24 protein-coding genes are annotated in these 23,292 nt (G+C 63.9%); 16 read left to right on the top strand and 8 right to left on the bottom strand.

Annotated features, from left to right (window positions below):
• The first annotated feature begins 63 nt into the window (after positions 1-63).
• The 12 genes from iscR to AC56LW_RS01955 all read left to right on the top strand — a co-directional run bounded on the left by iscR (position 64) and on the right by AC56LW_RS01955 (position 9,908).
• Entirely contained in the window at positions 64-540 is a 477-nt protein-coding gene (gene iscR, locus AC56LW_RS02010; RefSeq protein ID WP_332530980.1) for a Fe-S cluster assembly transcriptional regulator IscR, read from the top strand.
• Positions 541-559: 19 nt separating this feature from the next.
• Positions 560-1,816: an IscS subfamily cysteine desulfurase gene (locus AC56LW_RS02005; RefSeq protein WP_499631121.1), complete on the top strand. Its 1,257-nt coding sequence runs from the start codon at positions 560-562 to the stop codon at positions 1,814-1,816.
• A gap of 47 nt (positions 1,817-1,863) precedes the next feature.
• Complete coding sequence (gene iscU / locus AC56LW_RS02000) at positions 1,864-2,259, top strand: Fe-S cluster assembly scaffold IscU (protein WP_332530981.1); 396 nt, start codon at positions 1,864-1,866, stop codon at positions 2,257-2,259.
• A 34-nt stretch (positions 2,260-2,293) separates the two neighbouring features.
• The gene (gene iscA / locus AC56LW_RS01995; protein ID WP_183555379.1) at positions 2,294-2,617 is read left to right on the top strand and encodes an iron-sulfur cluster assembly protein IscA; all 324 of its coding nucleotides are present in this window, start codon (positions 2,294-2,296) and stop codon (positions 2,615-2,617) included.
• 6 nt (positions 2,618-2,623) lie between these two features.
• The gene (gene hscB / locus AC56LW_RS01990) at positions 2,624-3,139 is read left to right on the top strand and encodes a Fe-S protein assembly co-chaperone HscB (RefSeq protein ID WP_499631118.1); all 516 of its coding nucleotides are present in this window, start codon (positions 2,624-2,626) and stop codon (positions 3,137-3,139) included.
• Positions 3,140-3,270: 131 nt separating this feature from the next.
• Positions 3,271-5,160: a Fe-S protein assembly chaperone HscA gene (gene hscA, locus AC56LW_RS01985; RefSeq protein ID WP_499631115.1), complete on the top strand. Its 1,890-nt coding sequence runs from the start codon at positions 3,271-3,273 to the stop codon at positions 5,158-5,160.
• Between the two features lie 44 nt (positions 5,161-5,204).
• Positions 5,205-5,546 (top strand): ISC system 2Fe-2S type ferredoxin, encoded by a 342-nt coding sequence (gene fdx / locus AC56LW_RS01980; protein WP_183555376.1) that lies wholly within the window; start codon positions 5,205-5,207, stop codon positions 5,544-5,546.
• 5 nt (positions 5,547-5,551) lie between these two features.
• A complete protein-coding gene (locus AC56LW_RS01975; RefSeq protein WP_499631112.1) occupies positions 5,552-6,436 on the top strand; it encodes a class I SAM-dependent methyltransferase in 885 nt (294 codons plus the stop codon).
• Positions 6,437-6,444: 8 nt separating this feature from the next.
• Complete coding sequence (gene ltaE, locus AC56LW_RS01970; protein WP_499631109.1) at positions 6,445-7,479, top strand: low-specificity L-threonine aldolase; 1,035 nt, start codon at positions 6,445-6,447, stop codon at positions 7,477-7,479.
• Positions 7,476-8,165, top strand: a complete 690-nt coding sequence (locus tag AC56LW_RS01965; RefSeq protein ID WP_499455025.1) for an RNA pseudouridine synthase — start codon at positions 7,476-7,478, stop codon at positions 8,163-8,165. Before ltaE ends, AC56LW_RS01965 begins: the two co-directional genes overlap by 4 nt.
• A 93-nt stretch (positions 8,166-8,258) precedes the next feature.
• A complete protein-coding gene (locus AC56LW_RS01960) occupies positions 8,259-9,728 on the top strand; it encodes a choice-of-anchor I family protein (protein ID WP_499631106.1) in 1,470 nt (489 codons plus the stop codon).
• A gap of 18 nt (positions 9,729-9,746) precedes the next feature.
• Positions 9,747-9,908 (top strand): hypothetical protein, encoded by a 162-nt coding sequence (locus AC56LW_RS01955; RefSeq protein ID WP_499631103.1) that lies wholly within the window; start codon positions 9,747-9,749, stop codon positions 9,906-9,908.
• Here AC56LW_RS01955 and AC56LW_RS01950 read toward each other — a convergent pair.
• The 8 genes from AC56LW_RS01950 to AC56LW_RS01915 form a co-directional block, all read right to left on the bottom strand.
• Positions 9,905-10,918, bottom strand: a complete 1,014-nt coding sequence (locus AC56LW_RS01950) for an SDR family oxidoreductase (protein ID WP_499631100.1) — start codon at positions 10,916-10,918, stop codon at positions 9,905-9,907. The two genes, AC56LW_RS01955 and AC56LW_RS01950, sit on opposite strands and share 4 nt — an antisense overlap.
• A gap of 92 nt (positions 10,919-11,010) precedes the next feature.
• On the bottom strand, positions 11,011-13,083 hold the full coding sequence (locus AC56LW_RS01945; protein WP_499631097.1) for a PAS domain-containing sensor histidine kinase: 2,073 nt from the start codon (positions 13,081-13,083) through the stop codon (positions 11,011-11,013).
• Between the two features lie 156 nt (positions 13,084-13,239).
• Positions 13,240-13,821 (bottom strand): RDD family protein, encoded by a 582-nt coding sequence (locus AC56LW_RS01940; RefSeq protein ID WP_499631094.1) that lies wholly within the window; start codon positions 13,819-13,821, stop codon positions 13,240-13,242.
• On the bottom strand, positions 13,808-14,587 hold the full coding sequence (locus AC56LW_RS01935; RefSeq protein ID WP_499631092.1) for a DUF3106 domain-containing protein: 780 nt from the start codon (positions 14,585-14,587) through the stop codon (positions 13,808-13,810). Before AC56LW_RS01935 ends, AC56LW_RS01940 begins: the two co-directional genes overlap by 14 nt.
• Positions 14,584-14,970 carry a DUF3619 family protein gene (locus tag AC56LW_RS01930; protein ID WP_332530991.1) on the bottom strand — a complete coding sequence of 129 codons (387 nt, stop codon included), beginning with the start codon at positions 14,968-14,970 and terminating at the stop codon, positions 14,584-14,586. The genes AC56LW_RS01935 and AC56LW_RS01930 overlap by 4 nt, the downstream gene beginning before the upstream one ends.
• Positions 14,967-15,539 (bottom strand): RNA polymerase sigma factor, encoded by a 573-nt coding sequence (locus AC56LW_RS01925; RefSeq protein ID WP_183555366.1) that lies wholly within the window; start codon positions 15,537-15,539, stop codon positions 14,967-14,969. The genes AC56LW_RS01930 and AC56LW_RS01925 overlap by 4 nt, the downstream gene beginning before the upstream one ends.
• A 36-nt stretch (positions 15,540-15,575) precedes the next feature.
• A complete protein-coding gene (locus AC56LW_RS01920; RefSeq protein WP_499631089.1) occupies positions 15,576-17,045 on the bottom strand; it encodes a chemotaxis protein CheW in 1,470 nt (489 codons plus the stop codon).
• A 3-nt stretch (positions 17,046-17,048) separates the two neighbouring features.
• Positions 17,049-18,386 carry a methyl-accepting chemotaxis protein gene (locus tag AC56LW_RS01915; RefSeq protein WP_499631086.1) on the bottom strand — a complete coding sequence of 446 codons (1,338 nt, stop codon included), beginning with the start codon at positions 18,384-18,386 and terminating at the stop codon, positions 17,049-17,051.
• Between the two features lie 627 nt (positions 18,387-19,013).
• Between AC56LW_RS01915 and AC56LW_RS01910 the strand changes: the two genes are divergently transcribed.
• From AC56LW_RS01910 to AC56LW_RS01895, 4 genes are all read left to right on the top strand, one after another.
• On the top strand, positions 19,014-20,741 hold the full coding sequence (locus AC56LW_RS01910) for an acetolactate synthase 3 catalytic subunit (RefSeq protein WP_499631083.1): 1,728 nt from the start codon (positions 19,014-19,016) through the stop codon (positions 20,739-20,741).
• A complete protein-coding gene (gene ilvN, locus AC56LW_RS01905) occupies positions 20,742-21,233 on the top strand; it encodes an acetolactate synthase small subunit (protein ID WP_183555358.1) in 492 nt (163 codons plus the stop codon).
• 47 nt (positions 21,234-21,280) lie between these two features.
• Complete coding sequence (gene ilvC, locus AC56LW_RS01900) at positions 21,281-22,297, top strand: ketol-acid reductoisomerase (RefSeq protein WP_183555357.1); 1,017 nt, start codon at positions 21,281-21,283, stop codon at positions 22,295-22,297.
• A gap of 181 nt (positions 22,298-22,478) precedes the next feature.
• Entirely contained in the window at positions 22,479-23,249 is a 771-nt protein-coding gene (locus tag AC56LW_RS01895) for an SIMPL domain-containing protein (RefSeq protein WP_499631080.1), read from the top strand.
• The last annotated feature ends 43 nt before the right edge of the window (positions 23,250-23,292 follow it).

Genomic DNA, 23,292 nt, shown 5'->3' with positions numbered 1-23,292 from the left:
CAGGATGCAGCGCCGACTTGGTACTTGGACAAGAGAAATATTTTATCACTTACCGGGGTTGAAATGCGTCTGACCACCAAAGGCCGTTTTGCTGTCACTGCGATGATCGACCTTGCCATGCGTCAAGGCAATGGTCCGGTCACGCTGTCGGGCATCAGCCAGCGCCAGGCCATTTCGCTGTCGTACCTCGAGCAGCTGTTTGGCAAGCTGCGCCGCCACGAGATCGTCGAATCGATCCGTGGGCCGGGCGGCGGCTACAGCCTGGCCCGCGCGGCAGGCAAGGTGACGGTGGCGGACATCATCATCGCCGTCGACGAGCCGCTCGATGCAACCCAGTGCGGCGGTAAAGAGAACTGCCATGGCGCCCACACCGACGGCGCCCGCTGCATGACCCACGAACTGTGGACCACGCTGAACGAAAAAATGGTCGACTACCTCGACTCGGTATCGTTGCAAGACCTGGTCGACCAGCAGCGCCAGAAAGAACAGAACGTCGTGCACGTGCACCGCGGCGCCCCCGCCGCAGTCGGACATAACTAAAGCTACCGGAGTAAATCAGATGAACGCGCCTATGGACAAGACCACCGAGCAAAGCTTCGCGCCAGCTCCCCATTTTCCGATCTACATGGATTACTCGGCCACGACGCCGGTCGATCCACGCGTCGCCGACAAGATGATCCCGTTCCTGCGCGAGCAGTTCGGTAATCCTGCGTCGCGCAGCCACGCCTACGGCTGGAACGCCGAAGCGGCCGTCGAAGAAGCACGCGGCCACGTTGCCGCGATCATCGGCGCCGATCCGCGCGAAATCGTCTGGACCTCCGGCGCGACCGAAAGCAACAACCTGGCGATCAAGGGCGCGGCCCAGTTCTACAAGACCAAGGGCAAGCACATCATCACGGTCAAGACCGAGCACAAGGCCGTGCTGGACACCGTGCGCGAACTCGAACGCGTCGGCTTCGAAGCGACCTACCTCGAGCCGCAAGCCAATGGCCTGATCACCGTCGAGCAGCTTGCAGCGGCAATCCGCCCTGACACGATCCTGGTGTCGGTCATGTTCGTGAACAACGAAATCGGCGTCGTGCAACCAATCGCCGAAATCGGCGAACTGCTGCGCTCGAAGGGCATCATCTTCCACTGCGACGCAGCCCAGGCTGTCGGCAAGGTCGAGATCAACCTCGAAGTGCTGAAGGTCGACCTGATGACCTTTACCGCGCACAAGGCCTATGGCCCGAAAGGCATCGGCGCGCTGTACGTGCGTCGCAAGCCGCGCGTGCGCCTCGAAGCGCAGATGCACGGTGGCGGTCATGAGCGCGGCATGCGTTCGGGCACGCTGCCGACGCACCAGATCGTCGGCATGGGCGAAGCATTCCGCCTGGCCAAGGTCGAGATGGGCAGCGAGCTGGCCCGCGTGCGCGCACTGCGCGATCGCCTGGCCCGTGGCCTCATGGAGATCGAAGAAGTCTATATCAACGGCGACATGGATCACCGCGTGCCGCATAACCTGAACGTCTCGTTCAACTATGTCGAAGGCGAGTCCCTGATCATGGCGATCAAGGATCTGGCCGTGTCGTCCGGTTCGGCCTGCACCTCGGCCAGCCTGGAACCATCGTACGTGCTGCGCGCCCTGGGCCGCAGCGACGAGCTGGCGCACAGCTCGATCCGCTTCTCGATTGGCCGCTTCACGACCGAAGAAGAAATTGATTTTGCCGTCAACCTGCTCAAGAGCAAAGTTGGCAAGCTGCGTGAACTGTCGCCGCTGTGGGACATGTTCAAGGACGGGATCGACATCAGCTCGATCCAGTGGGCTGCACACTGATCTGCTCATACCGAGCGCGCATTTTCTAAACATACTGGAGCATCACCATGGCATATTCGGACAAAGTACTGGACCACTACGAAAACCCACGCAACGTCGGCGCGTTCGACAAGGGCGACGATGACATCGGCACCGGCATGGTCGGCGCGCCGGCCTGCGGCGACGTCATGAAGCTGCAGATCAAGGTCAACGACCAGGGTCTGATCGAAGACGCAAAGTTCAAGACGTATGGCTGCGGTTCGGCCATCGCATCGAGCTCGCTGATCACCGAGTGGGTCAAGGGCAAGAGCCTGGACGAAGCACTGGCCATCAAGAACACGCAGATCGCCGAAGAGCTGGCACTGCCGCCGGTCAAGATCCACTGCTCGATCCTGGCAGAAGACGCGATCAAGGCCGCTGTGGCCGACTACAAGGCGAAGCACGCCGACAAAGCAGCAGCGTAATTCCTGGAATAGAACAGAGCTGGAGAAGCACAACATGGCAATCACCCTGACCGAAAAAGCTGCAAAGCACGTCAACCGTTACCTCGAACGCCGGGGCAAGGGCATTGGCTTGCGTTTCGGTGTGCGCACCACCGGCTGCTCCGGCCTGGCCTACAAGCTCGAGTACGTCGATGAAAGCGCCAACGAAGACAGCGTCTTCGAATCGCATGGCGTGCAGGTATTCGTTGACCCGAAAAGCCTGCCGTACATCGACGGCACCGAGCTCGATTTCGCCCGCGAAGGCCTCAACGAGGGCTTCCGCTTCAATAATCCGAACGTCAAGGACAATTGCGGCTGCGGCGAGAGCTTCCGCATCTGATCGCGCATGCAGAATCACTTCGAACTGTTTCAACTGCCGGCCCGCTTCGAGGTCGACCAACACGCCCTGGACGCCGCCTATCGCGAGATCCAGGGCCGCGTCCATCCTGACCGGTTCGTCGGCAGCAGCGACGGCGAAAAACGCGTGGCCATGCAATGGGCGACGCGCGCCAACGACGCGTACCAGACCCTGCGCAATCCCCAAAAGCGCGCGCAGTATCTGTGCGAGCTGAACGGCGTCGACCTGCAGACCGAATCGAATACCGCGATGCCCACGGCGTTCCTGATGCAGCAGATGGAATGGCGCGAAGAACTCGGCGATGCACGTGCGGGCAAAGATGCCGCCGCGCTCGACGCGCTCGATGCGCAGGTGCGCGCCGAACGCAAGCAGATGCTGGTCATCGTTGGCCAGCAGCTCGATGCGGGCGACTACGCCGCTGCCGCACAGGGCGTGCGCTCGCTGATGTTCCTCGACAAGTTCGGCGACGAAGTGCAGTACGCCTTCGAAGCGATCGAGGCATAACCTTCCTGCACTTCACCGTGGGCGGCAGCGTCGTCCACGCCACGTCACGCAACGCCACGCTATTCCGGCCGGACGCGTAAAATAGCGTCCGCACCATCCCGGCACGCAAAAATAACACTGGTATCACGACTATGGCACTCCTCCAAATCGCCGAACCCGGCATGTCCACCGCCCCGCACCAGCACCGCCTGGCCGTGGGCATCGACCTGGGTACCACCAATTCGCTCGTCGCCACCGTTCGCAGCGGCAGCCCTGAAGTGCTCAGCGACGAGGAGGGCCGTTCGCTGCTGCCGTCGATCGTGCGCTACCTGGACAACGGCCACGCGCATATCGGCTACAAGGCGCGCGCGCACCAGACCACCGACCCGAAGAACACGATCGTCTCGGTCAAGCGCTTCATGGGCCGCGGGCTGAAAGACATCACGCATGCGGAGAACATGCCGTACGACTTCGTCGATGGCGAGGGCATGGTTCAGCTGAACACCGTCGCCGGCGTGAAAAGCCCCGTCGAAATCTCGGCCCAGATTCTGGCCACGCTGCGCCAGCGCGCCGAAGATTCGCTGGGCGACGACCTGGTCGGTGCCGTGATCACGGTGCCGGCGTACTTCGACGATGCCCAGCGCCAGGCAACCAAGGATGCGGCCCAGCTGGCCGGCCTGAACGTCCTGCGCCTGCTGTCCGAGCCGACCGCCGCCGCCATCGCATATGGCCTCGACCAGGGCAAGGAAGGCGTGTACGCCGTGTATGACCTGGGCGGCGGCACGTTTGACATCTCGATCCTCAAGCTGTCAAAAGGCGTGTTCGAAGTGCTGTCCACCGGCGGCGACTCGGCGCTGGGCGGCGACGATTTCGACCATCGCCTGTTCTGCTGGATCATGGAAAAGGCGCGCCTGGCGCCGCTGTCGGACCAGGACACCGCGACGCTGATGGTCAAGGCCCGCCAGGCCAAGGAACTGCTGTCGACGAACGAAGAAACGACGATCGAGGCGATCCTGAAATCGGGCGAGCTGGTGCAGGTAACGATCACGGCCAGCGAGTTCGTCGAGATCACCAAGCACCTGGTCGGCAAGACGATGAACGCGATCCGCAAGGCGATGCGCGATGCCGATACGAGCGTCGAAGACGTCGACGGCGTGGTCATGGTCGGCGGCGCGACGCGCATGCCGCATGTGCGGCGGGCCGTATCGGAATTCTTCCAGACCATCCCGCACGCCAATATCGACCCGGACCGCGTGGTGGCATTGGGCGCGGCGATCCAGGCCAATCTGCTGGCCGGCAACCGCGCCGATGGCGAAGACTGGCTGCTGCTGGACGTGACCCCGCTGTCGCTGGGCATCGAGACGATGGGCGGCCTGGTCGAAAAAATCATTCCGCGCAACTCGACGATTCCGGTCGCGCGCGCGCAGGAATTCACGACCTTCAAGGATGGCCAGACGGCGCTGGCAGTGCACGTGGTGCAGGGCGAGCGCGAGCTGGTGTCGGATTGCCGCTCGCTGGCGCGCTTCGAGCTGCGCGGCATCCCGCCGATGGCGGCCGGTGCGGCGCGCATCCGCGTGACCTACCAGGTCGACGCCGATGGCTTGCTGGCCGTGGCCGCGCGCGAAATGCGCTCGGGCGTCGAGGCATCGATCACGGTCAAGCCGTCGTATGGCCTGGCGGACGATCAGGTGGCGCGCATGCTGCAGGAGTCGTACACGTCGGCCTCGAGCGACATGCAGATGCGCGCACTGCGCGAAGAGCAGGTCGAGGCCGAGCGCATCCTGCTGGCGACGCAGTCGGCGCTGGACAGCGATACCGATCTGCTGTCGCCCGACGAGCAGGCCACGATTGCTGCGCAGCTGCAACTGGTGCGCGACGCGGTGGCGATGTCGAACGATACTGCGCTCGAACCGGGCCTGCGCCAGAACGCGGTGCACGATGCAGTCCAGGCGCTGGCGCATGGCACCGAAGAATTCGCGGCGCGCCGCATGGACAAGAGCGTGCGCAAGGCATTGTCGGGCAAGTCGCTGGACGAAATCTGATCTGCACACCCGCACAAATACAACAATCAACCGAGGTAATCCAAGTGCCACAAATCGTCATCCTTCCCCATCCCGTGCTGTGCCCAGAAGGCGCCGTGCTTGACGCGCCAAGCGGCAAATCGGTCTGCGACGTCCTGCTCGAGAACGACATCGACATCGAACACGCGTGCGACCGCGTCTGCGCCTGCACCACCTGCCACGTGATCGTGCGCGAAGGCTTCAATTCGCTGAACGAACAGCAAGAGCAGGAAGAAGACATGCTCGACAAGGCCTGGGGCCTGGAGCCCAATTCGCGCCTGTCGTGCCAGGCGATCGTCGCTGACGAAGACCTCGTCGTCGAGATTCCGAAGTACACGATCAACCACGCCGCCGAAAAGAACCACTGATCTTCATGAAGCGTGTCGAGAACGTCAAGAAAGCCCAGGCTGCGCCGGAGCTGCCACCCGAGGTTCGCCCGGGCCAGTCGATCGAGCTGCTCAAAGAGCTGCACATCCTGACCCGCGACGGCAAGTTGAATCAGGACAGCCGCCGCAAGCTCAAGCAGGTCTACCACCTGTATAACTTCATCGAGCCGCTGCTGCGCGATGTGCAAGGGGCGAAGGGCAGCGTGTCGCTGGTAGACCATGGCGCCGGCAAATCCTACCTCGGCTTCATCCTGTACGACCTGTTCGTGAAAGCCCAAACCGAGGGTTCGCACATCTACGGCATCGAGACGCGCGAAGAGCTGGTCACCAAATCGACCGAGCTGGCCGCGCGCCTGGGTTTCAAGGGCATGTCATTCCTGCCGCTGTCGGTGGCCGAATCGACCACGTCGAGTGCGTTGCCGGAAACAATCGACATCGTCACGGCGCTGCACGCCTGCAATACCGCCACCGATGACGCCATCGACTTCGCGCTCAAGAAGAACGCGAAGCACATGGTGCTGGTGCCGTGCTGCCAGGCCGAAGTCGCCACCGTCCTGCGCAAGAACAAAGGCAAGGACGTGAAACGCAGCGCGCTGACCGAAATCTGGCGCCACCCGATCCACACGCGCGAATTCGGCAGCCAGATCACCAATGTGCTGCGCTGCCTGCAGCTCGAGGCGCATGGCTACCAGGTCACCGTGACCGAGCTGGTGGGCTGGGAGCACTCGATGAAGAACGAGCTGATCATCGCCACCTACAAGAACCTGCCGCGCCGTCGCCCGACCGAACGCCTGCACGAGGTGCTGGGTGAACTGGGCCTGGCAGAAATGACCGAACGTTTCTACGCCCCACAAGCCGCCACCACGGAGTGACAACAAGCATGAGCGACAACACGCAAGGCTGGATCGACCTGCGCAGCGACACGGTGACGCAGCCAAGCGCCGCGATGCGCGCCACGATGGTGGCTGCGGGCGTCGGCGACGATGTGTATGGCGATGACCCTACCGTCAACCGCCTGCAGGATTACGCGGCGGAGCTGTTCGGTTACGAGGCCGGCATGTTCGCCCCGAGCGGCACGCAGACCAATCTGATCGCCCTGATGACGCACTGCGGCCGCGGCGACGAATACCTGGTCGGCCAGGAAGCGCACACCTACAAATACGAAGGCGGCGGCGCCGCAGTGCTGGGCAGCATCCAGCCGCAGCCAATCGCCAACCAGCCGGACGGCTCGATCCTGCTTGCCGATATCGAGGCCTATATCAAGCCCGACGACATGCACTTCGCGCGTACGCGCCTGCTGGCGCTGGAAAACACGATCGGCGGCCGTGTGCTGAGCCAGGAGTACGTGGCTGCGGCCACGACGCTGGCCCATGAGAAGGGCCTGGCCACGCACCTGGACGGCGCGCGCATCTGCAATGCGGCCGTCAAGCAGGGCATCAGCCTGGCGGACGCCGTCAAGGGTTTTGATACCGTCTCGGTCTGCCTGTCCAAGGGCCTGGGCGCGCCGGTCGGCTCGGTGTTGCTGGGTCCGAAGGCCTTCATCGAACAGGGCAAGCGCTGGCGCAAGATGCTGGGCGGCGGCATGCGCCAGGCCGGCGTGATCGCCGCTGCCGCGCATTACGCGCTCGAACACAATGTCGCGCTGCTGGCGCAGGACCATGACAATGCCGCTGAACTGGCGCGCGGCCTGGCCCTGATCCCGGCGCTCACCGTCAGTACCCCGCAAACGAATATCTTCTGGATCGACGTGCCGGCTGGCGCCTGCGCACCGCTGCGCGCGGCGCTCGAACGGGCGCAGATCCGCGCCACGGTCGGTCCCAGAATGCGTCTCGTGACGCACCTCGATGTCTCCGCGCGCGATGTTCAGCGCACGGTCGACGTCTTCACCGCATTTTTTACTGATTGGCGTGCATGACAACTGAAGAAGCAATCCGCCTGGCCAAGCGCGTGGCCGACGTGGCAGGGTGCTCGCGCGCCGATGCCGAGCGTTACATTGCCGGCGGCTGGGTCAGCGTCGACGGCGCCGTGGCCGAAGATCCCGCCACCCGCGTCACGCCGGAGCAAAAGGTCGAGCTGCTGCCCGGCGCGACGCCGGTCGAACCGGACCCGGTAACGATCCTGATGCACAAGCCGGCCGGCATGGAAATCGAGGCGGCGCTCGCGAGCATCACCGCCGAGAACCAGGTGCTGGAACACGGGCGCGGCAAGCCGTTCCTGCGCCGGCACCTGTTCAAGACCACGGCCGCCACGCCGCTGGAAACCATGGCCTCGGGCCTGATCGTGTTCAGCCAGGATTTCCGCGTGATCCGCAAGCTGGTCGACGATGCATCGCGCAACGAGTCCGAATACGTCGTCGAGGTCGACGGTCAGATAGCCGACAATGGCATGGCCAAGCTTGGCCGCATGTTCAAGGCCAGCTGGCAGAGCGAGCAGCGCCTGCGCATCGCCGGCAAGAACATCCAGCGCGGCCAGATCGAGCGCCTGTGCGGCGACGTGGGCCTGCGCGTGACCGCACTGCGCCGCCTGCGCATCGGCCGCATCTCGATGGGCCCGATGCCGGCCGGCGGCTGGCGCTTCCTGCGCGACACCGACCAGTTCTGATCCGGTGACGGGGAACGTGTTGATGACATGTCATGCTGCTGTCATCGGCGCGTCCTATGCTGGCGGTTTTTCATCCCTGGAAAACCGACCATCATGCTGCGCCGTGCCCCTGCTGTTCCTGCTACCACCCGCTACCTTCCGATGATTGCCACAATTGCGCTGGCCTGCACGCTTGCTGCCTGCGGCGGCGACCATGACGACGAACCGACGCCCACCACACTGACGCTGGAAAAAATCGGCAGCTACAACGGCGGCGCCGTCGGCGCGGCCGAGATCACCGCCTACGATGCGGCCAGCAAGCGCCTGTTCGTCGTCAACGGCGCGAATGGCACCGTCGACGTGCTGGACCTGAGCGCGCCGAATGCGCCCAAGCTGCTGGGCACGATCAGCGTCGCCGGCATCGGCAAGGCCGTCAACAGCGTCGCCGTGCATGACGGCCTGGTCGCACTTGCCATCGAAGCGGCGGTCAAGACCGACCCGGGCACCGTGGCGTTCTACAATGCGGCCGACCTCAAGTTGATCAACAGTGTCAAAGTCGGCGCGCTGCCCGACATGCTGGTGTTCACGCCTCACGGCAGCAAGGTGCTGGTCGCGAATGAAGGCGAGCCAAGCGGCTATGGCGTGGCCGCTACCAGCGATCCGGAAGGCGCGGTCAGCATCATCACCGTGAATCGCGGCGGTGCACCAAGTGTCGCCACCGCAGACTTTCGCAGCTTCAATGGCCAGGAAACGGCGCTGCGCGCGCAGGGCATCCGCATCTTTGGTCCCAACGCCACGGCGGCGCAGGACTTCGAGCCGGAATACATCACCGTCAGCGAAGACGGCAAGACGGCCTGGGTCACGCTGCAGGAAAACAATGCCATTGCCATCGTCGATGTGGCGAGCGCGAAGGTCACGTCGATCAAGCCGCTCGGCTTCAAGGACCACAATGTCGCCGGTTTCGGTATGGACGCATCGGACGAAGATGGCGGCACCAATACCAACAGCGGCACGCCGGCCACGAAGATCGGCCCGCAGCCCGTCAAGGGCATGTACCTGCCGGACGCGATTGCCGGCTACACGGTCGATGGCAAGCATTACCTGCTGACCGCGAATGAGGGCGACGCCCGCGCCGACTGGCCGGGCTTCAATGAAGAGACGCGCATCCGCGCCCATTGCACGGCAGGGCTGGACCCGAGCGTGTTCCCTAACGCCGGCAACGCGACGTTCGACTCGAATCTGGGCCGGCTGCGCGTGACGACAACGCCCAACGGCGGTGGCATGACCGGCAAGAACGCGGCCGGCCAGTGCACCGAGCTGTACACGTTTGGCGGGCGGTCGTTCTCGATCTGGGACACCGACATCAAGCGCGTCTACGACTCGGGCGACGAATTCGAGCGCCGCACCAGCACGCTGCCGAACGCACGTTTCAACGCCAGCAACGACAACAACAATCTGGAAGACCGCAGTGGCTCGAAAGGCCCGGAGCCGGAAGGCGTCGTGGTCGGCAAGTTCGGCGACAAGCAGTATGCGTTTGTCGGCCTGGAGCGCATCGGCGGCGTGATGGTCTACGACATCACGTAGCCGGCGTCGGCGTCGTTCGTGACCTACCTGAACACGCGTGATGGCGACAAGGGCTACCTGGGACCGGAAGGCTTGACGTTTATCCCGGCGCACAAGTCGCCCAACGGCAAGCCGTTGCTGATCGTCGGTAACGAGGTCAGCGGAACGACTGCCGTCATGCAGGTCAACCTAACGTATTAATTGTCAGAGCGTTTGCCCAGCAAGGAGAGGCCGACGGCGGCCGCGATCAGCACGGCGCCCACGGCGAGCGTGTTGTCATTCGATGGCACGCGAGGCTGCACGTCGCGCCGCGCTCTAGCAGGGGCAGGGGCAGGGCGCTTCACCATGCCGCTGTGCACGCCGCTGGCGCCCTGCTGCGGCTCGTACAATGCGCCCACCGTGTCTTCGGTGGGGTCAGCACGTTTGGCCCAGGTTTCCATGAAGCGGTTCATGCCGGATGCCAGCAGGTCGGGCGCCAGTTGCGTGAGCTTTTTGGTCACATCGGGCGCGCCCAGCAGCGTGACGGCGCGCGGCTTGCGCACCAGGGCGACGACGGCATTGGCCACTTTTTCAGGGGCCAGCACGCCCGGCGGATACGACAGCTTGGCGCCCGTATAGTTGGCAGCGTGCTTGAAGCCCGGCGTGTCGACGAAGGACGGGTAGATGTCGCACACATGGATGTCGCGCTTCTTGCCCAGTTCGGCGCGCAGCGCTTCGCTGAAGCCGCGCAGCCCGAATTTGCTGGCGCCGTAGGCCGCTGCGTACGGGGTGGCGACGAAGCCGCCCGACGAAATCATGTTGACCCAGATGCCGTAATTCTGCTCCAGGAAAATCGGGATCACGGCGTGCGCGTCGTTCATGTGCGTGATCAGGTTGGTCTCGATCACCTGGCGATGGTGCGCGATCGGGACATCGGCGAACTTGCCGACGACGCCACTGCCCACATTGCTGAACCAGAGGTCGATCTGGCCGAGAAGGTCGCGTGCATCCTGTGCGAACGCGGCCACCGCGTCGGCATCGGTAGCGTCGACGACCAGCACGTCGGCATGGCCGCCAGCCTGGCGGCAGCGCTGGGCGATGTCGTCAAGGCCGTCCTTGCCGCGCGCGCCGAGCACGAGGTGGGCGCCCTGGCGGGCGAAGGCGATGGCGGTAGCGGCGCCGATGCCGCTGGAGCCGCCCATGATGACGACACGAAGATGTGATTGGTGCATGGCGTACCCTTATTCAATAATTGACGAGTTCGTAGACCGTTCAATTATTGGGGTATTCCTGCGACGACGTATTTCGAATTCCGCGTGACAAGTTAACGCTGTTGCAAGCGCAGCGCATCCGTTGCATCGACGGCGCCGGTGACCGTGTCGGCAATGGCAAGACGGACCGTGAAGGTGCTGCCGCGGCCGATACCATCGCTGGCGGCGATGACGTCGCCGCCATGCAGGTCGATGATGCTCCTGACCAGGGCCAGCCCGATACCGAGGCCGCCCTGGGCCCGGTCCGGCGAGCGTTCGGCCTGGGTGAACAGGTCGAACATGCGCGGCAACAGCGACGCATCGATGCCAACCCCGTTGTCGTGCACGGTGATAGTCACGGTCTGCGCTTCGCGCGCCACCGTCAACGCAATGCGTCCGCCGTGGGACGTGTACTTCGCTGCGTTGTTGAGCAGGTTGGCCAGCACCTGGACCAGGCGGTGCGCGTCGCCAGCGATGTGGGCGCCGGCGGCGTCGCCCGTCACGCTCAGCGTATGGCCGCGCGCCGTGATCAATGGCTGCGACTGCTCGACGGCATTGGCCACGAGCTGCATCGGGTCGAGCAGCGCCCGGTCCAGCTTGATCAGGCCGCGGGTGACGCGCGACACGTCGAGCAGGTCGTCGACCAGCGACGTCATGTGGCGCACCTGGCGGCTGATCACTTCGCTCGAGCGCCGTACCCGTTCTTCGTTGGCGGTGCCGAACTTGAGCATCTCTGCGGCCGCAGCGATCGGCGCCAGCGGGTTGCGCAATTCGTGCGCCAGCATGGCCAGAAACTCGTCCTTGCGACGGTCCTGATCCTGCAGCGAACCGTACAGCCGCGCATTCTCGAAACCGGTGGCGGCGATCGACGCCAGTTGCACGAGAATGGCTTCGTCCTCGTCCGTGAAGTCGCCCTCGAACCGGTCGGATGCCTGGATCAGGCCGATGTTCTTGCCCATGCGGTCGATCAGCGGCACGGCCAGCCAGCCGCGCAGCACCGGATGCGCACCGGCATGCTCGCCAAAGCCGCGCCAGGCCGGATGCGCTTCGAGCTGCGCTTGCGTGAGGCGCATCACGCGGTTGTCGCGGCACACCTGTGCGTAGATCCCGGAGCCGTCCGTCTTTGCATCGTAACCACGGTAAGCAGCGTACTTGTCCGACAGCGAGACGGCGTTGATGGCCTGCGTCCAGCCGCCCGCTTCGGTCAGCGAAACAACTGCCTGGTGGGTCTGCAGGATGTCGCGCACGGCCGTCACCAGCGCCTGCGCGATGTCTTCGGCCGCCAGCACCGTGTGCAGCGTGCGGGCTGCCTGCGCGACCTTGGCCAGCAGGGCGCTGTTGCGTTTTTCGCGGTCGAGCCGCTGGGCCAGTTCGAGCTCGGCCGAGATCATGTCGTGAATGTCGCTGTTGGCGCCGATCCACTCGCGGATCGTGCCGTCGTCGGCCAGGATCGGGATGCCCTTGACCGCGGTCCAGCGGTAGCTGCCGTCGGCGCTGCGCAGCCGGTATTTTGTCTCGAACACCGAGCGCGCGGCAACGCAGGCCAGCCACAGAGACTGGGCCGGTGCGCGATCGTCGGGGTGCAGGGCATCGACCCAGCCGAAATCCTTCCATTCGTCGTAGGTCTGGCCGGTATAGGCGCGCCAGGACGGCGAGTCTTCCAGCACGCGGCCATCCGGGGTATTCGACCAGACGATCTGCGACGTGGCCATCACGAGCGAGCGGAAGCGCTGCTCGCGCAGGCGCAGCGCACTGTCGGCCGCCATGCGCTCGGTGATGTCCTCGTGCATGAGCATCACTTCAAGCGTGTTGCCGGCCTTGTCCTTGATGGGCCGCGCCTTCGCCGTCACCCAGCGCTTCGGACCGTGACCATCGAGCGCGCTGACGTCGTACAGCGCAGCCGGCAATTCAACCGGTTCCCCCTGCAGCGCCCGCGCCAGCAGCGCGCCGATGCCGTTGTCGGCCAGTTGCGGATCGTGCAGCACGTTGTAGTCGCCCAGCACGTACGCCATCAGCGGCGTGCCTTCGTGGATCTGCCACAGGCTTTCCCATGCCTTGTTGACACGCGTGGTGTGCCCGGATGGCGCGAGGATCTGGATGCTGATTGGCGCCTGTTCGAACAGGGCCTGGAAACGGGTGTCGGGCATGCTGGCTGATTCTGCTTCTAATTCTGATTCGGGGAACGTACCGTGCGCAGTGGAAGACAAAGCGCACGTGGACTGATGTTTGTTGTTGGAACCGCATGATGTCACAGCGTGGCCGTCTTGATGCGACGATTATCGGGTCGCGCCGGCTCGGGCGTGTCAGGGCAGCTTGCCCTTGCCGTTTCCCTTGCCGTTACCCTCACCGGACATGGGCTTCGGCAGGCCGATCTGGCGCGTGCCCGCCAGGCGGTCATGCAGGAACTGCCGGTCGCGGTCGAGCCAGGCCGTTGCTGCCCAGGCAGCAACGCCGAGTGCGAGTGCGATCGCGATGTCGGCCTTCGCATGCAGCCCGAAGGCCGCGCAGACGATCAGCGCGGGCGCGAACCAGCCCCAGGCGGCCAGGTAGCGCACGATGGCGACGCGCCAGGGCAGGCGGGCATGGCCCGGCTTCACGAGCTTGATGCGCCAGGTCTTCATCGCCAGCGTGTGCCCGCTGTCGCGCCAGCACCAGGTGAAGTACAGGCCCGTGATCACGAACAGGTACACCTTCAGACCATGCTGGAAGAGGGGATCCTGGCGGTTGCCGGTAACGAGCAGATACAGCAGGACGGCCAGCATCTCGACCGCGAACAGCAGGAAGAATTCATAGATCATGACGGCCAGGCGCCGCCTGATCGTGGGCGTGCCGGCGGCCGCCAGCGCAGCCTCGGGCAGCATGACCGGCGGCTCAGTTGCCGGCATTGGCGGCCTGCGCGGTACCGGGCTGGACGCCTGATGTGGCGACAGCGCCGCCATTTGCGGGCGCTGCCGCGGCAGGCGCGAGCGGCGGCACGGTGCTCGGTGTTGGCGCAACAGGCGCCGGTACGACGGCAATCGCCGACGGCGGCGGCGTATCGGGCGTGCCGATCAGCACGCACTCGGCGCCGCGGCGCGTCGTGTTTGCCGCGCACGGCATCGGCACGACCAGTTGCGGCGCGTCCGGCAACGCGATCGGCGCGCTCTTTTGCAGCGTGGAGGGCTTGCTGGCCAGCTTGCGCTTTTCTTCGGCCGACAGCTGCTTGTAGTTTTCCCAGTTGGCGGCCTTGTCGCCCTGGGCCAGCTTGTTGGTCTTGCTGAAGTTCTCGCGCGCCAGGTCACGCTGCTGGGGCGTGAGTTTCATCCACTGGCGCATGCGTTCCTGCACGCGTTGCTGCTCGGCCGGGGCCATCGAGGCAAAGCGGGCCGAGACCTCGATCCAGCGGCGCTTGCGCGCGCCTTCCATGCGGTCCCATTCGGGCGCGAGCGGTGCAAGCGCCACTTGTTGCGCACTGCTCAGGTCGCGCCACAGCGGCTTGTCAGGGGCCTTGCGCAGCGGGCGCACGCTCGCGATCGTCTCGGTGGCTGCCGGCAGGATGGACGGCGTCTCGAGGCGATCGACGATCACCCAGGCCAGCGCAGCAGCGGCCACCACGCCGATGACGGTCTTCAGCACGGGGAAACGCGATCTCGAGACGTTCTTCTTGGTCATTGCTGGCGCTGCTGCGACTCCAGATAGGCGTTGAAACCCGGGTCGAGATAGGCCGTCAGCGGCAATTCGTCGGCCAGCACAGCGGCGTCGATGTCAGCCAGTGCGGCCAGTTGCTGCTGTTGTTCATGCTCGTAGAAGCCGCCCATGCCAATGACCAGTGCCAGGAGCGGCACGGCGATGGCCAGGCGCGACACGGCCGGCCCGGCAAGAAATGCACCCAGCCCGCGCCAGCCGAAGCCGGCCCTGGCGTCAGGCTTCTTGCGCGCCATAGCCGCCGCGCGTGCGGCGGCCAGCCTGTCAACCGTCGAGGCCGGCAGGTGGTCGAGCTGTTCGTCCAGCGCGTGGCGTATCTTGTACGCCAGATTGATGTCGTCGATGTTCATAGTGTGATTCCCTTGGCCTGGAGCGCTGCCGCGAGGGCGTGGGTAGCGCGCGAGCAATGCGTTTTGACGCTGCCCTCCGAGCATCCCATTGCTGCCGCCGTTTCGGCGACGTCCATATCTTGCCAGTAACGCATGAGGAAGGCTTCCCGTTGACGCGTCGGGAGTTTTTGTACTTCGTCATCGATCAAGCGCAAGGTCTGGGTACGCTCGACCTGGTCCGCGCTCGACTCTGCGGCCGCCGAACCCTGCTCGGCCTCGAGTGAGGCGAGTATATCAAAGTCATCATCGTCGTTTCCGTCGCCCCGCCCGAAGCCCGAGAACAGGCTGACCCAGGTATTGCGCACTTTCTCGCGGCGGAAGTAATCGAGGATCGTCGTCTGCAGGATGCGCTGGAACAGCATCGGCAGCTCGGCTGCCGGCTTGTCGCCGTATTTTTCGGCGAGCTTGATCATCGCGTCCTGCACGATGTCCAGCGCCGATTCGTCCTTGCGAACCGCATAGACCGCCTGCTTGAACGCGCGCCGTTCGACATTCTGCAGAAAGTCGTTAAGTTCTTTGTCTGTGGCCATGCAGGTTCAGGGGGAGGCGCGCAAGTGGGTCGTGCTTTAGGGAAAACTGTCGCATCCTAGCAAAAAACCATCCGGCCTGCATCGGAATCGCTCAGCCGCCGGTTCTGCCATGCCCGCTGCATCGGGACCACCGTGCCTGATAGGCAGATGGGCGGGGTCAGTTCCCCCTTGCGGCATGCCCGTTGCAGAGCCCAGTGACGCAATCCGGTAAGTGGCTTTCTGTCCGCCGTCGTCGGTCATGATGAACTCGGTGCCGTCAGCGCCCATGTTGAACATGCGGCCGGCCCCCGCAGGAATCAGGGACTGCACGCTGCGCACGACGTGACCGGCAAGCCCCTGCGTGCCGTGCGCCACCAGTACCGTGCCATCCGCGCCGTCCGTGCCTGGCGCATCCCCGCGCAGGTCGATCAGCGGGATGGCCGCGCCATGCCAGGCCATCGTCGTGCCGGACGGTGCGTCCAGCGGCACGATCTGTTCGATCGCCGCGAGCGGCAGCGCCTGCAGGCCGGCGGCATCGAACACGACATAGGCTTCGGCATTGCCGGTGCCGGTGCCGGCGCTGGTACTGGCGGTGGACGTGACGCTGTCGCCGCGCGCCAGCGCCGCCTCGGGATGCCGCGCCAGCAGGCGCGCGACATCGACCAGCAGCACCGTGGCGCCGCTGGCATCGATCACGTTCTCGCCAACCCCGTCCGTGCTGGGCACGCCTGGACCGAATTCCTCGAGCCGCAGAACGGCCTGCACTGGCACGCCAAGCGTCAGGTCTGCCTGCTGCAGCACGGCGAGCAGGGGCGCAGCAGCGACGCGCGTGTCGACGCCAGGCGCCTGGAACAGCGCTGTGCTGGCAATCAGCGCGAGCTGGCTGTCGTTCCAGCGGCACCAGGCGCTGCTGCCGATGTGCGTCAGCGGCGGCAAGGCCAGCACTTCGGCCAGCGCGGCCGGCGGCACGCCGATCAGGCCGTGGCCAGTGTCGAGCAGCGCGTAGCAGGTGCGTTGCAGCGTGTCGGCCACGGGCGGGGAAGCGGACGCAGCGGCCGTGGTGGCCGCCGGGTCCGTGCTCCAGCACAGCGCCAGATCGGTCAGCCGGGTCACTTCCAGCAGGCTCAGAAGCACGCCGTTCCCGACCGGCACGGCGCTATGAAACACATCGTCCGGATCGTCGCCGTGATGCAGGCGCTGCAGCGCCGCTGCCTCGACCTCGACCAGTTCCTCGAGCGCATCGACGCGCAGGCCGACCGTGCGGTCCCCGTCGCGCAGCAACAGCAGTTGCGGGACGGCGCCCGCCGGCGCCGCGCCGACGTCGAGCCAGCGCGCCAGGTCGACCACCGGCACGGCCATGCCGTCGTGGTCGACCATGCCGAGCAGGGCGTGGGTGCGCAGGGGCAGGCGACCGAGGGTCGCCGGCAATGGCAGGGCCTGGAGCACGGCCTCGATCCGTACGCCGATCCCGACCTCGCCGATCCGGATGCGCGCCAGCGTCAGCGGCGCGCTGCAAGTGGCCGGCATGGCCTAGCGCTCGCGCGCCACTGCCTCGAGCTCGGCCAGCAGGCGTGAAGCATCGCGGGTGGAGTCGGCCTGATGGTGGGTGGCACTGCCAATGCCTGCAATCGAACTGCTGGTAGCGGCGACCGACTCAAGGATGCGCTCGAATGCATCTTCCACATCGCCGGCCAGGCGGGTGCCTTCGTCAACGCGGCTGACTGTCTCGTTGATCAGCTTGGATATTTCGCGCGCCGCCAGTGCCGATTTCTCGGCCAGCTTGCGCACTTCGTTGGCCACCACCGAAAAGCCGCGCCCATGTTCGCCTGCGCGCGCCGCTTCGATCGCGGCATTAAAGGCCAGCAAGTGGGTCTGGCCGGCGATGCTCGTGATGGTGTCGATGATTTCGCGCACGTCGCCAGACGACGTCTGGATGGCTTGCATGGCGCCCTTGGAGCGTTCCAGCAGGCGGCTGCCGCTGGCCGCACCGTCCTGGGTACGCGCGGCCATCGCGGCGGAGTCACGCGCGCCGTCGGCGATTGTGGTGATCGAGCGGCCCAGGCCGTCAAGTGCCGTACCGATGGCGTCGATCTTGGTGCTCACCAGTTCTTCGCGCCGTACCTGGGCCGTCACGTCCATCGCGAACTTGACGACCTTGTATGGTTTGCCGGTGGCATCGAGGATCGGATTGTAGGTGGCCTGGATCCAGATATCAGCGGCGTGCTTGCCACGGCGCTGGAAGCGTCCGGCCTGGAACCGGCCCTGGCCCAGATCGGCCCAGAAGTGGCGGTATTCGGCGCTTTTGGCCAGTTCCGGGTCGCAGAACAGCGTGTGGTGGCAGCCGACGATCTCGTCTTCGGTATAACCCATGGTGCGCAAGAAGTTTTCGTTAGCGGACAAGACATTGCCGCGCATATCGAATTCAATGACTGCCTGCGAGCGTCCGATCGCGTCGAGCTTGCCGCGCGATTCGGCGGCCAGCAGCTTCTGCTCGGTGATGTCGGTGGCGAACTTGACCACCTTGACCGGCTTGCCGTCGGCGTCAAAGATCGGGCTGTAAGTGGCCTGGATCCAGACCGGTGCGCCGTCGCTGCGGATACGCTTGAATTCGCCCGTGTGGAACTCGCCCTTGGCCAGGCTGTGCCAGAACATCTTGTATTCGGGCGAGCGCTGATAGGCGGGATCGCAGAACATTGCATGCTGGCGCCCGATGACCTGATCCTGCTCGTAACCGAGGGTGAGCAGGAAATTGCGGTTGGCGTGCAGGATGCGGCCTTCGAGATCGAACTCGATCACCGCCTGTGCGCGGTCGATGGCCGTCATCGCGGCCATGGCCATTTCCTGAAGATTGTCGTGGGGCGCTTGCATAGCTGAATCCGGGGCAGAAGGTGAGCAAAAAAAACGGCATTTCCGAGGCAATAATCATAAGCGTTTTTTTCTTTGGGACATGATTTCCATGTAGCAATAGATCAAATTTTACTGCGTTGCGCCCGATTTACAACACGTGCACGTGACTTGCACCAAAAACGAGCGGGTCAGCACCCTGCGCGCTACGACGCAGTGCGGTGCTTTGGCTGCAGCAGCCACCCTGTGAGAGCGTCCTGCAGCTATTCCGCCAACCATGGTCGCACCTTGTCGAAAGACAAAGCTTGACCAGAATGGTGCGGCGCGGTATGGTGTTCCTCACGCTTTGCACCCTCAAAGCATCAACGTCATGCGGGAGTCGCCCACAACGCCCCGTCCGCCATGGCACGCTTTCATTTGTAGGCAGTTTGCTCCGACCCGTGCCACAAGCGCGAGAGATGCGTCCAACCGCTACAAACACTCAAGCCTAACGAGTTGCGCCCAGCGTCAATGCGCACGGTCCCTACGGCGACCCGAACCATCGACGTGCACGCAGAAAGAAGTGGAGCCTGAGGGTTGTAAGCGCAGCACGCATATCGCCAGGAACGAGCATCCGATCAATCAACCCTATGGGTTTTGAAAGGAATGGTTATGAGTTTCGATCCAACAGTCCCCATCACGGGCGCTGAAATCGTTGTCCGTTGTCTGGCAGAAGAGGGCGTCAAGCACGTCTTCGGTTATCCGGGCGGCGCGGTTCTGTATATCTACGACGCGATCTTCCAGCAAGATAAATTCCAGCACGTTCTCGTTCGCCACGAACAAGCCGCGGTGCATGCCGCCGACGCCTATTCGCGCAGCTCGAACACCGTGGGCGTTGCCCTCGTCACGTCCGGTCCGGGCGTCACCAATGCCGTCACCGGCTTGTCGACCGCTTATATGGACTCGGTACCGATGGTCGTGATCTCCGGCCAGGTGCCGAGCCACGCGATCGGCCAGGATGCGTTCCAGGAATGCGATACGGTCGGCATCACCCGTCCGGTGGTCAAGCACAACTTCCTGGTCAAGGACGTGCGTGATCTGGCGTCAACGATCAAGAAAGCCTTCTTCATCGCCCGCACTGGCCGGCCCGGTCCCGTGCTGGTCGATATTCCGAAGGACATCACGGTCAACAAATGCCTGTTCGAGTACCCGCGCGAGATCGAGATGCGCTCGTACCGTCCAGTTGACAAGGGCCATGCCGGCCAGATCCGCAAAGCGGTTGCGCTGCTGCAGAACGCCGAGCGGCCGATGATCTATGCGGGCGGCGGCGTCATCCTGGCCAATGCCTCGAATGAGCTCAACCGCATGGTCGAGACGACCGGCTTCCCGATCACGAATACGCTGATGGGCCTGGGCGGGTCGCGTTCGTCCGATCCGCACTTCGTCGGCATGCCGGGCATGCATGGCACGTATGAAGCGAACATGGCGATGCAGCACTGCGACGTGTTGATCGCCATTGGTGCCCGCTTCGACGACCGCGTGATCGGCAACCCGAAGCACTTCGCTTCGCATCCACGCAAGATCATCCATATTGACATCGACCCGTCGTCGATTTCCAAGCGCGTGAAAGTGGATATCCCGATCGTCGGCAACGTCAAGGACGTGCTGATCGAACTGCTCTCGCAGCTCGAGGCCGGTACTGGTCACGCGAATGCGCCTGCGCTGCAAAGCTGGTGGAAGCAGATCGCCGAGTGGCGTGGCCGCGACTGTCTGGCGTATGCAAGCTCGGATACGCTGATCAAGCCGCAGTCCGTGATCCAGCAGCTGCACAAGGTCACCGATGGCGACGCGTTCATCACGTCCGACGTCGGCCAGCACCAGATGTGGGCTGCCCAGTACTACCCGTTCGACAAGCCGCGCCGCTGGATCAATTCCGGTGGCCTGGGCACGATGGGTGTGGGCCTGCCGTTCGCGATGGGCGTGCAAATGGCCAATCCGGATGCCACCGTGGCGTGTGTCACCGGCGAAGGTTCGATCCAGATGTGCATCCAGGAGCTTGCCACCTGCAAGCAATACCACCTGACGCCGAAGATCATCCTGCTCAACAACCGCTTCCTGGGCATGGTCCGCCAGTGGCAGCAGATCGATTACGGCTCGCGTTATTCCGAGTCGTACATGGATTCGCTGCCCGACTTTGAAAAGCTGGCCGAGGCCTATGGCCACGTCGGCATGAAGATCGAGAAACCGGGCGATGTCGATGGCGCGCTGCGCGATGCATTCGCCATGAAAGACCGCCTGGTATTCATGAACTTCATTACCGACCAGAGTGAAAACGTGTGGCCAATGGTCAAGGCGGGCCGCGGCCTGAACGAAATGCTGCTCGGCTCGGAGGACCTGTAAATGCGCCATATTATTTCTGTCCTGCTGGAGAATGAAGCCGGTGCGCTGTCACGCGTGGTTGGCCTGTTCTCGGCGCGCGGCTACAACATCGAAACGCTGACCGTGGCGCCGACCGAAGACGCAACGCTGTCGCGCATGACGATCGTGACGTCCGGCTCGGACGACATCATCGAGCAGATCACGAAGCACCTGAACCGCCTGATCGAGGTTGTCAAGGTGGTCGACCTGACCGAAGGCCAGCACATCGAGCGCGAGCTCATGCTGATCAAGGTACGGGCGGTCGGCAAGGAGCGCGAAGAAATGAAGCGCACCGCCGATATCTTCCGTGGCCGCGTCATCGACGTCACCGAAAAGACCTACACGATCGAGCTGACCGGCGCCAAATCGAAACTGGATGCCTTCATCGACGCCATCGACCGCGCCTCGATCCTCGAGACGGTGCGCACCGGCGGTTCGGGCATCGGCCGCGGCGAACGCATTCTGAAAGTTTGAGCAACGCTCAACATTACACAATTCAAATTAAATAACAGGACAAAAAAATGAACGTTTTCTACGACAAGGACTGCGACCTCTCCCTCATCAAGGGCAAGAACGTTGCCATCATCGGTTACGGCTCGCAAGGCCACGCGCATGCACAGAATCTGAGCGAATCGGGCGTCAATGTCACCGTCGGCCTGCGCCGCGGCGGCGCTTCGTGGGGCAAGGTCGAGCAAGCCGGCCTGAAAGTGGCGGAAGTCGATGAAGCAGTGAAGAACGCCGACGTCATCATGATCCTGCTGCCAGACGAAAACATCGCCGAAGTCTACAAGCAGAACATCGAGCCAAACGCCAAGCAGGGCGCCGTGCTGGCCTTCGCCCACGGCTTCAACGTGCACTATGGCCAGGTCGTCCCACGCGCCGACCTCGACGTGATCATGGTCGCGCCGAAAGCGCCGGGCCACACGGTGCGCGGCACCTACACGCAAGGTGGCGGCGTGCCGCACCTGATCGCCGTGTACCAGGACAAATCGGGCGCCGCCCGTGATATCGCCATGTCGTACGCGATGGCCAACGGCGGCGGCCGCGCCGGCATCATCGAGACCAACTTCCGCGAAGAAACCGAGACCGACCTGTTCGGCGAGCAGGCCGTGCTGTGCGGTGGCGCGGTCGAACTGATCAAGGCGGGCTTCGAGACGCTGACCGAAGCCGGCTACGCGCCGGAGATGGCGTACTTCGAGTGCCTGCACGAACTCAAGCTGATCGTTGACCTGATCTATGAAGGCGGCATCGCCAACATGAACTACTCGATCTCGAACAACGCGGAATACGGCGAATACGTCACCGGCCCGCGCGTCGTGACCGAAGACACCAAGAACGCGATGCGCCAGTGCCTGAAGGACATCCAGACCGGCGAATACGCCAAGAGCTTCATCCTGGAAAACAAGGCCGGCGCACCGACGCTGATCTCGCGCCGTCGCCTGACGGCCGAGCATCCGATCGAAGAAGTCGGCGCGAAGCTGCGCGCGATGATGCCGTGGATTGCGAAGAACAAGCTGGTGGATCAGTCGAAGAACTAAGTTCGCGCTAGTGGACAGGAACGGCGCCTTCGGGCGCCGTTTTTCATGGGGCGCCGGTTGTTACAAACCACGTCAAAAGCTACTCATTTGCAACTGTCCATTACAAATTACCGATGTTTTCCCTGTGCACGGTATCGTATAACTACGCCGGACATACGTCGCAACCCACAGGAGAACAAGAATGGCATTCACCAAATCCCTCGTCGCCGCCGCCCTCGTGCTGGCCTTCAGCGCTGCCCAGGCGCAGACCGCGCCGTCGACTGCGACCACCGGCACCATGGTCATCGTTCCCGCCTTCGGCGAAGTCAAGCACGCCAATGACGAAGCGACGATCACGTTCGCCGTCGAAGAACACGACAAGGACAAGAACGCCGCCGCCGACCGCGTCAACCGCAAGATGAAAGAGGGCACCGAGATCGTGCGCCGCGCCGATCCGAAAGCCGAACTGAAAACCCAGGGTTACTACACGTACCCGGTGTACCCGGAAGTGCAGCCACAGCCGGTCGGGCGCGTGGTTGCGCCAGTCAAGCCGGTGCCGATCGCCTGGCGCGTCGGCCAGTACCTGGAAGTCAAGACCACGAACCTGGCCGCACTGCCGAAAACGGCCGCTGCCGCGCAGAAGGTCTTGCAGATCAATAACATCAACTTCGGCCTGACCCCGGCGACCGAAAAGCGCCTCGATGACCAGCGCATCGCCGCCACGTATCAGAACCTGAACGAGCGCATCGTCTCGATCGCCAAGGCAATGGGTCGCCAGCCGGGCGACGCCGTCCTCGATACGGTCGACTTCGAAGGCTCGGGCAATTATGCGGGCGACGCGCAAGGTGCGCCGGCCATGATGATGCGCTCGAGCGCCAAGCGCGAGATGGATGACGGCGCGGCCGAACCGAGCTTCGAGCCAGGCGAAACCACGCTGCAGATGCGCCTGGTAGGCAAGGTCAAGTTCAAGTAAGGCGCAGTCAGCGTTGTCTGTTGATGACGCCGATTGCGATGCA

This window comes from Telluria sp. LT2P80 (assembly GCF_059685955.1).
Note: the sequence above shows the minus strand (reverse complement) of the source record. Positions and strands in the feature narration are given on the sequence as shown.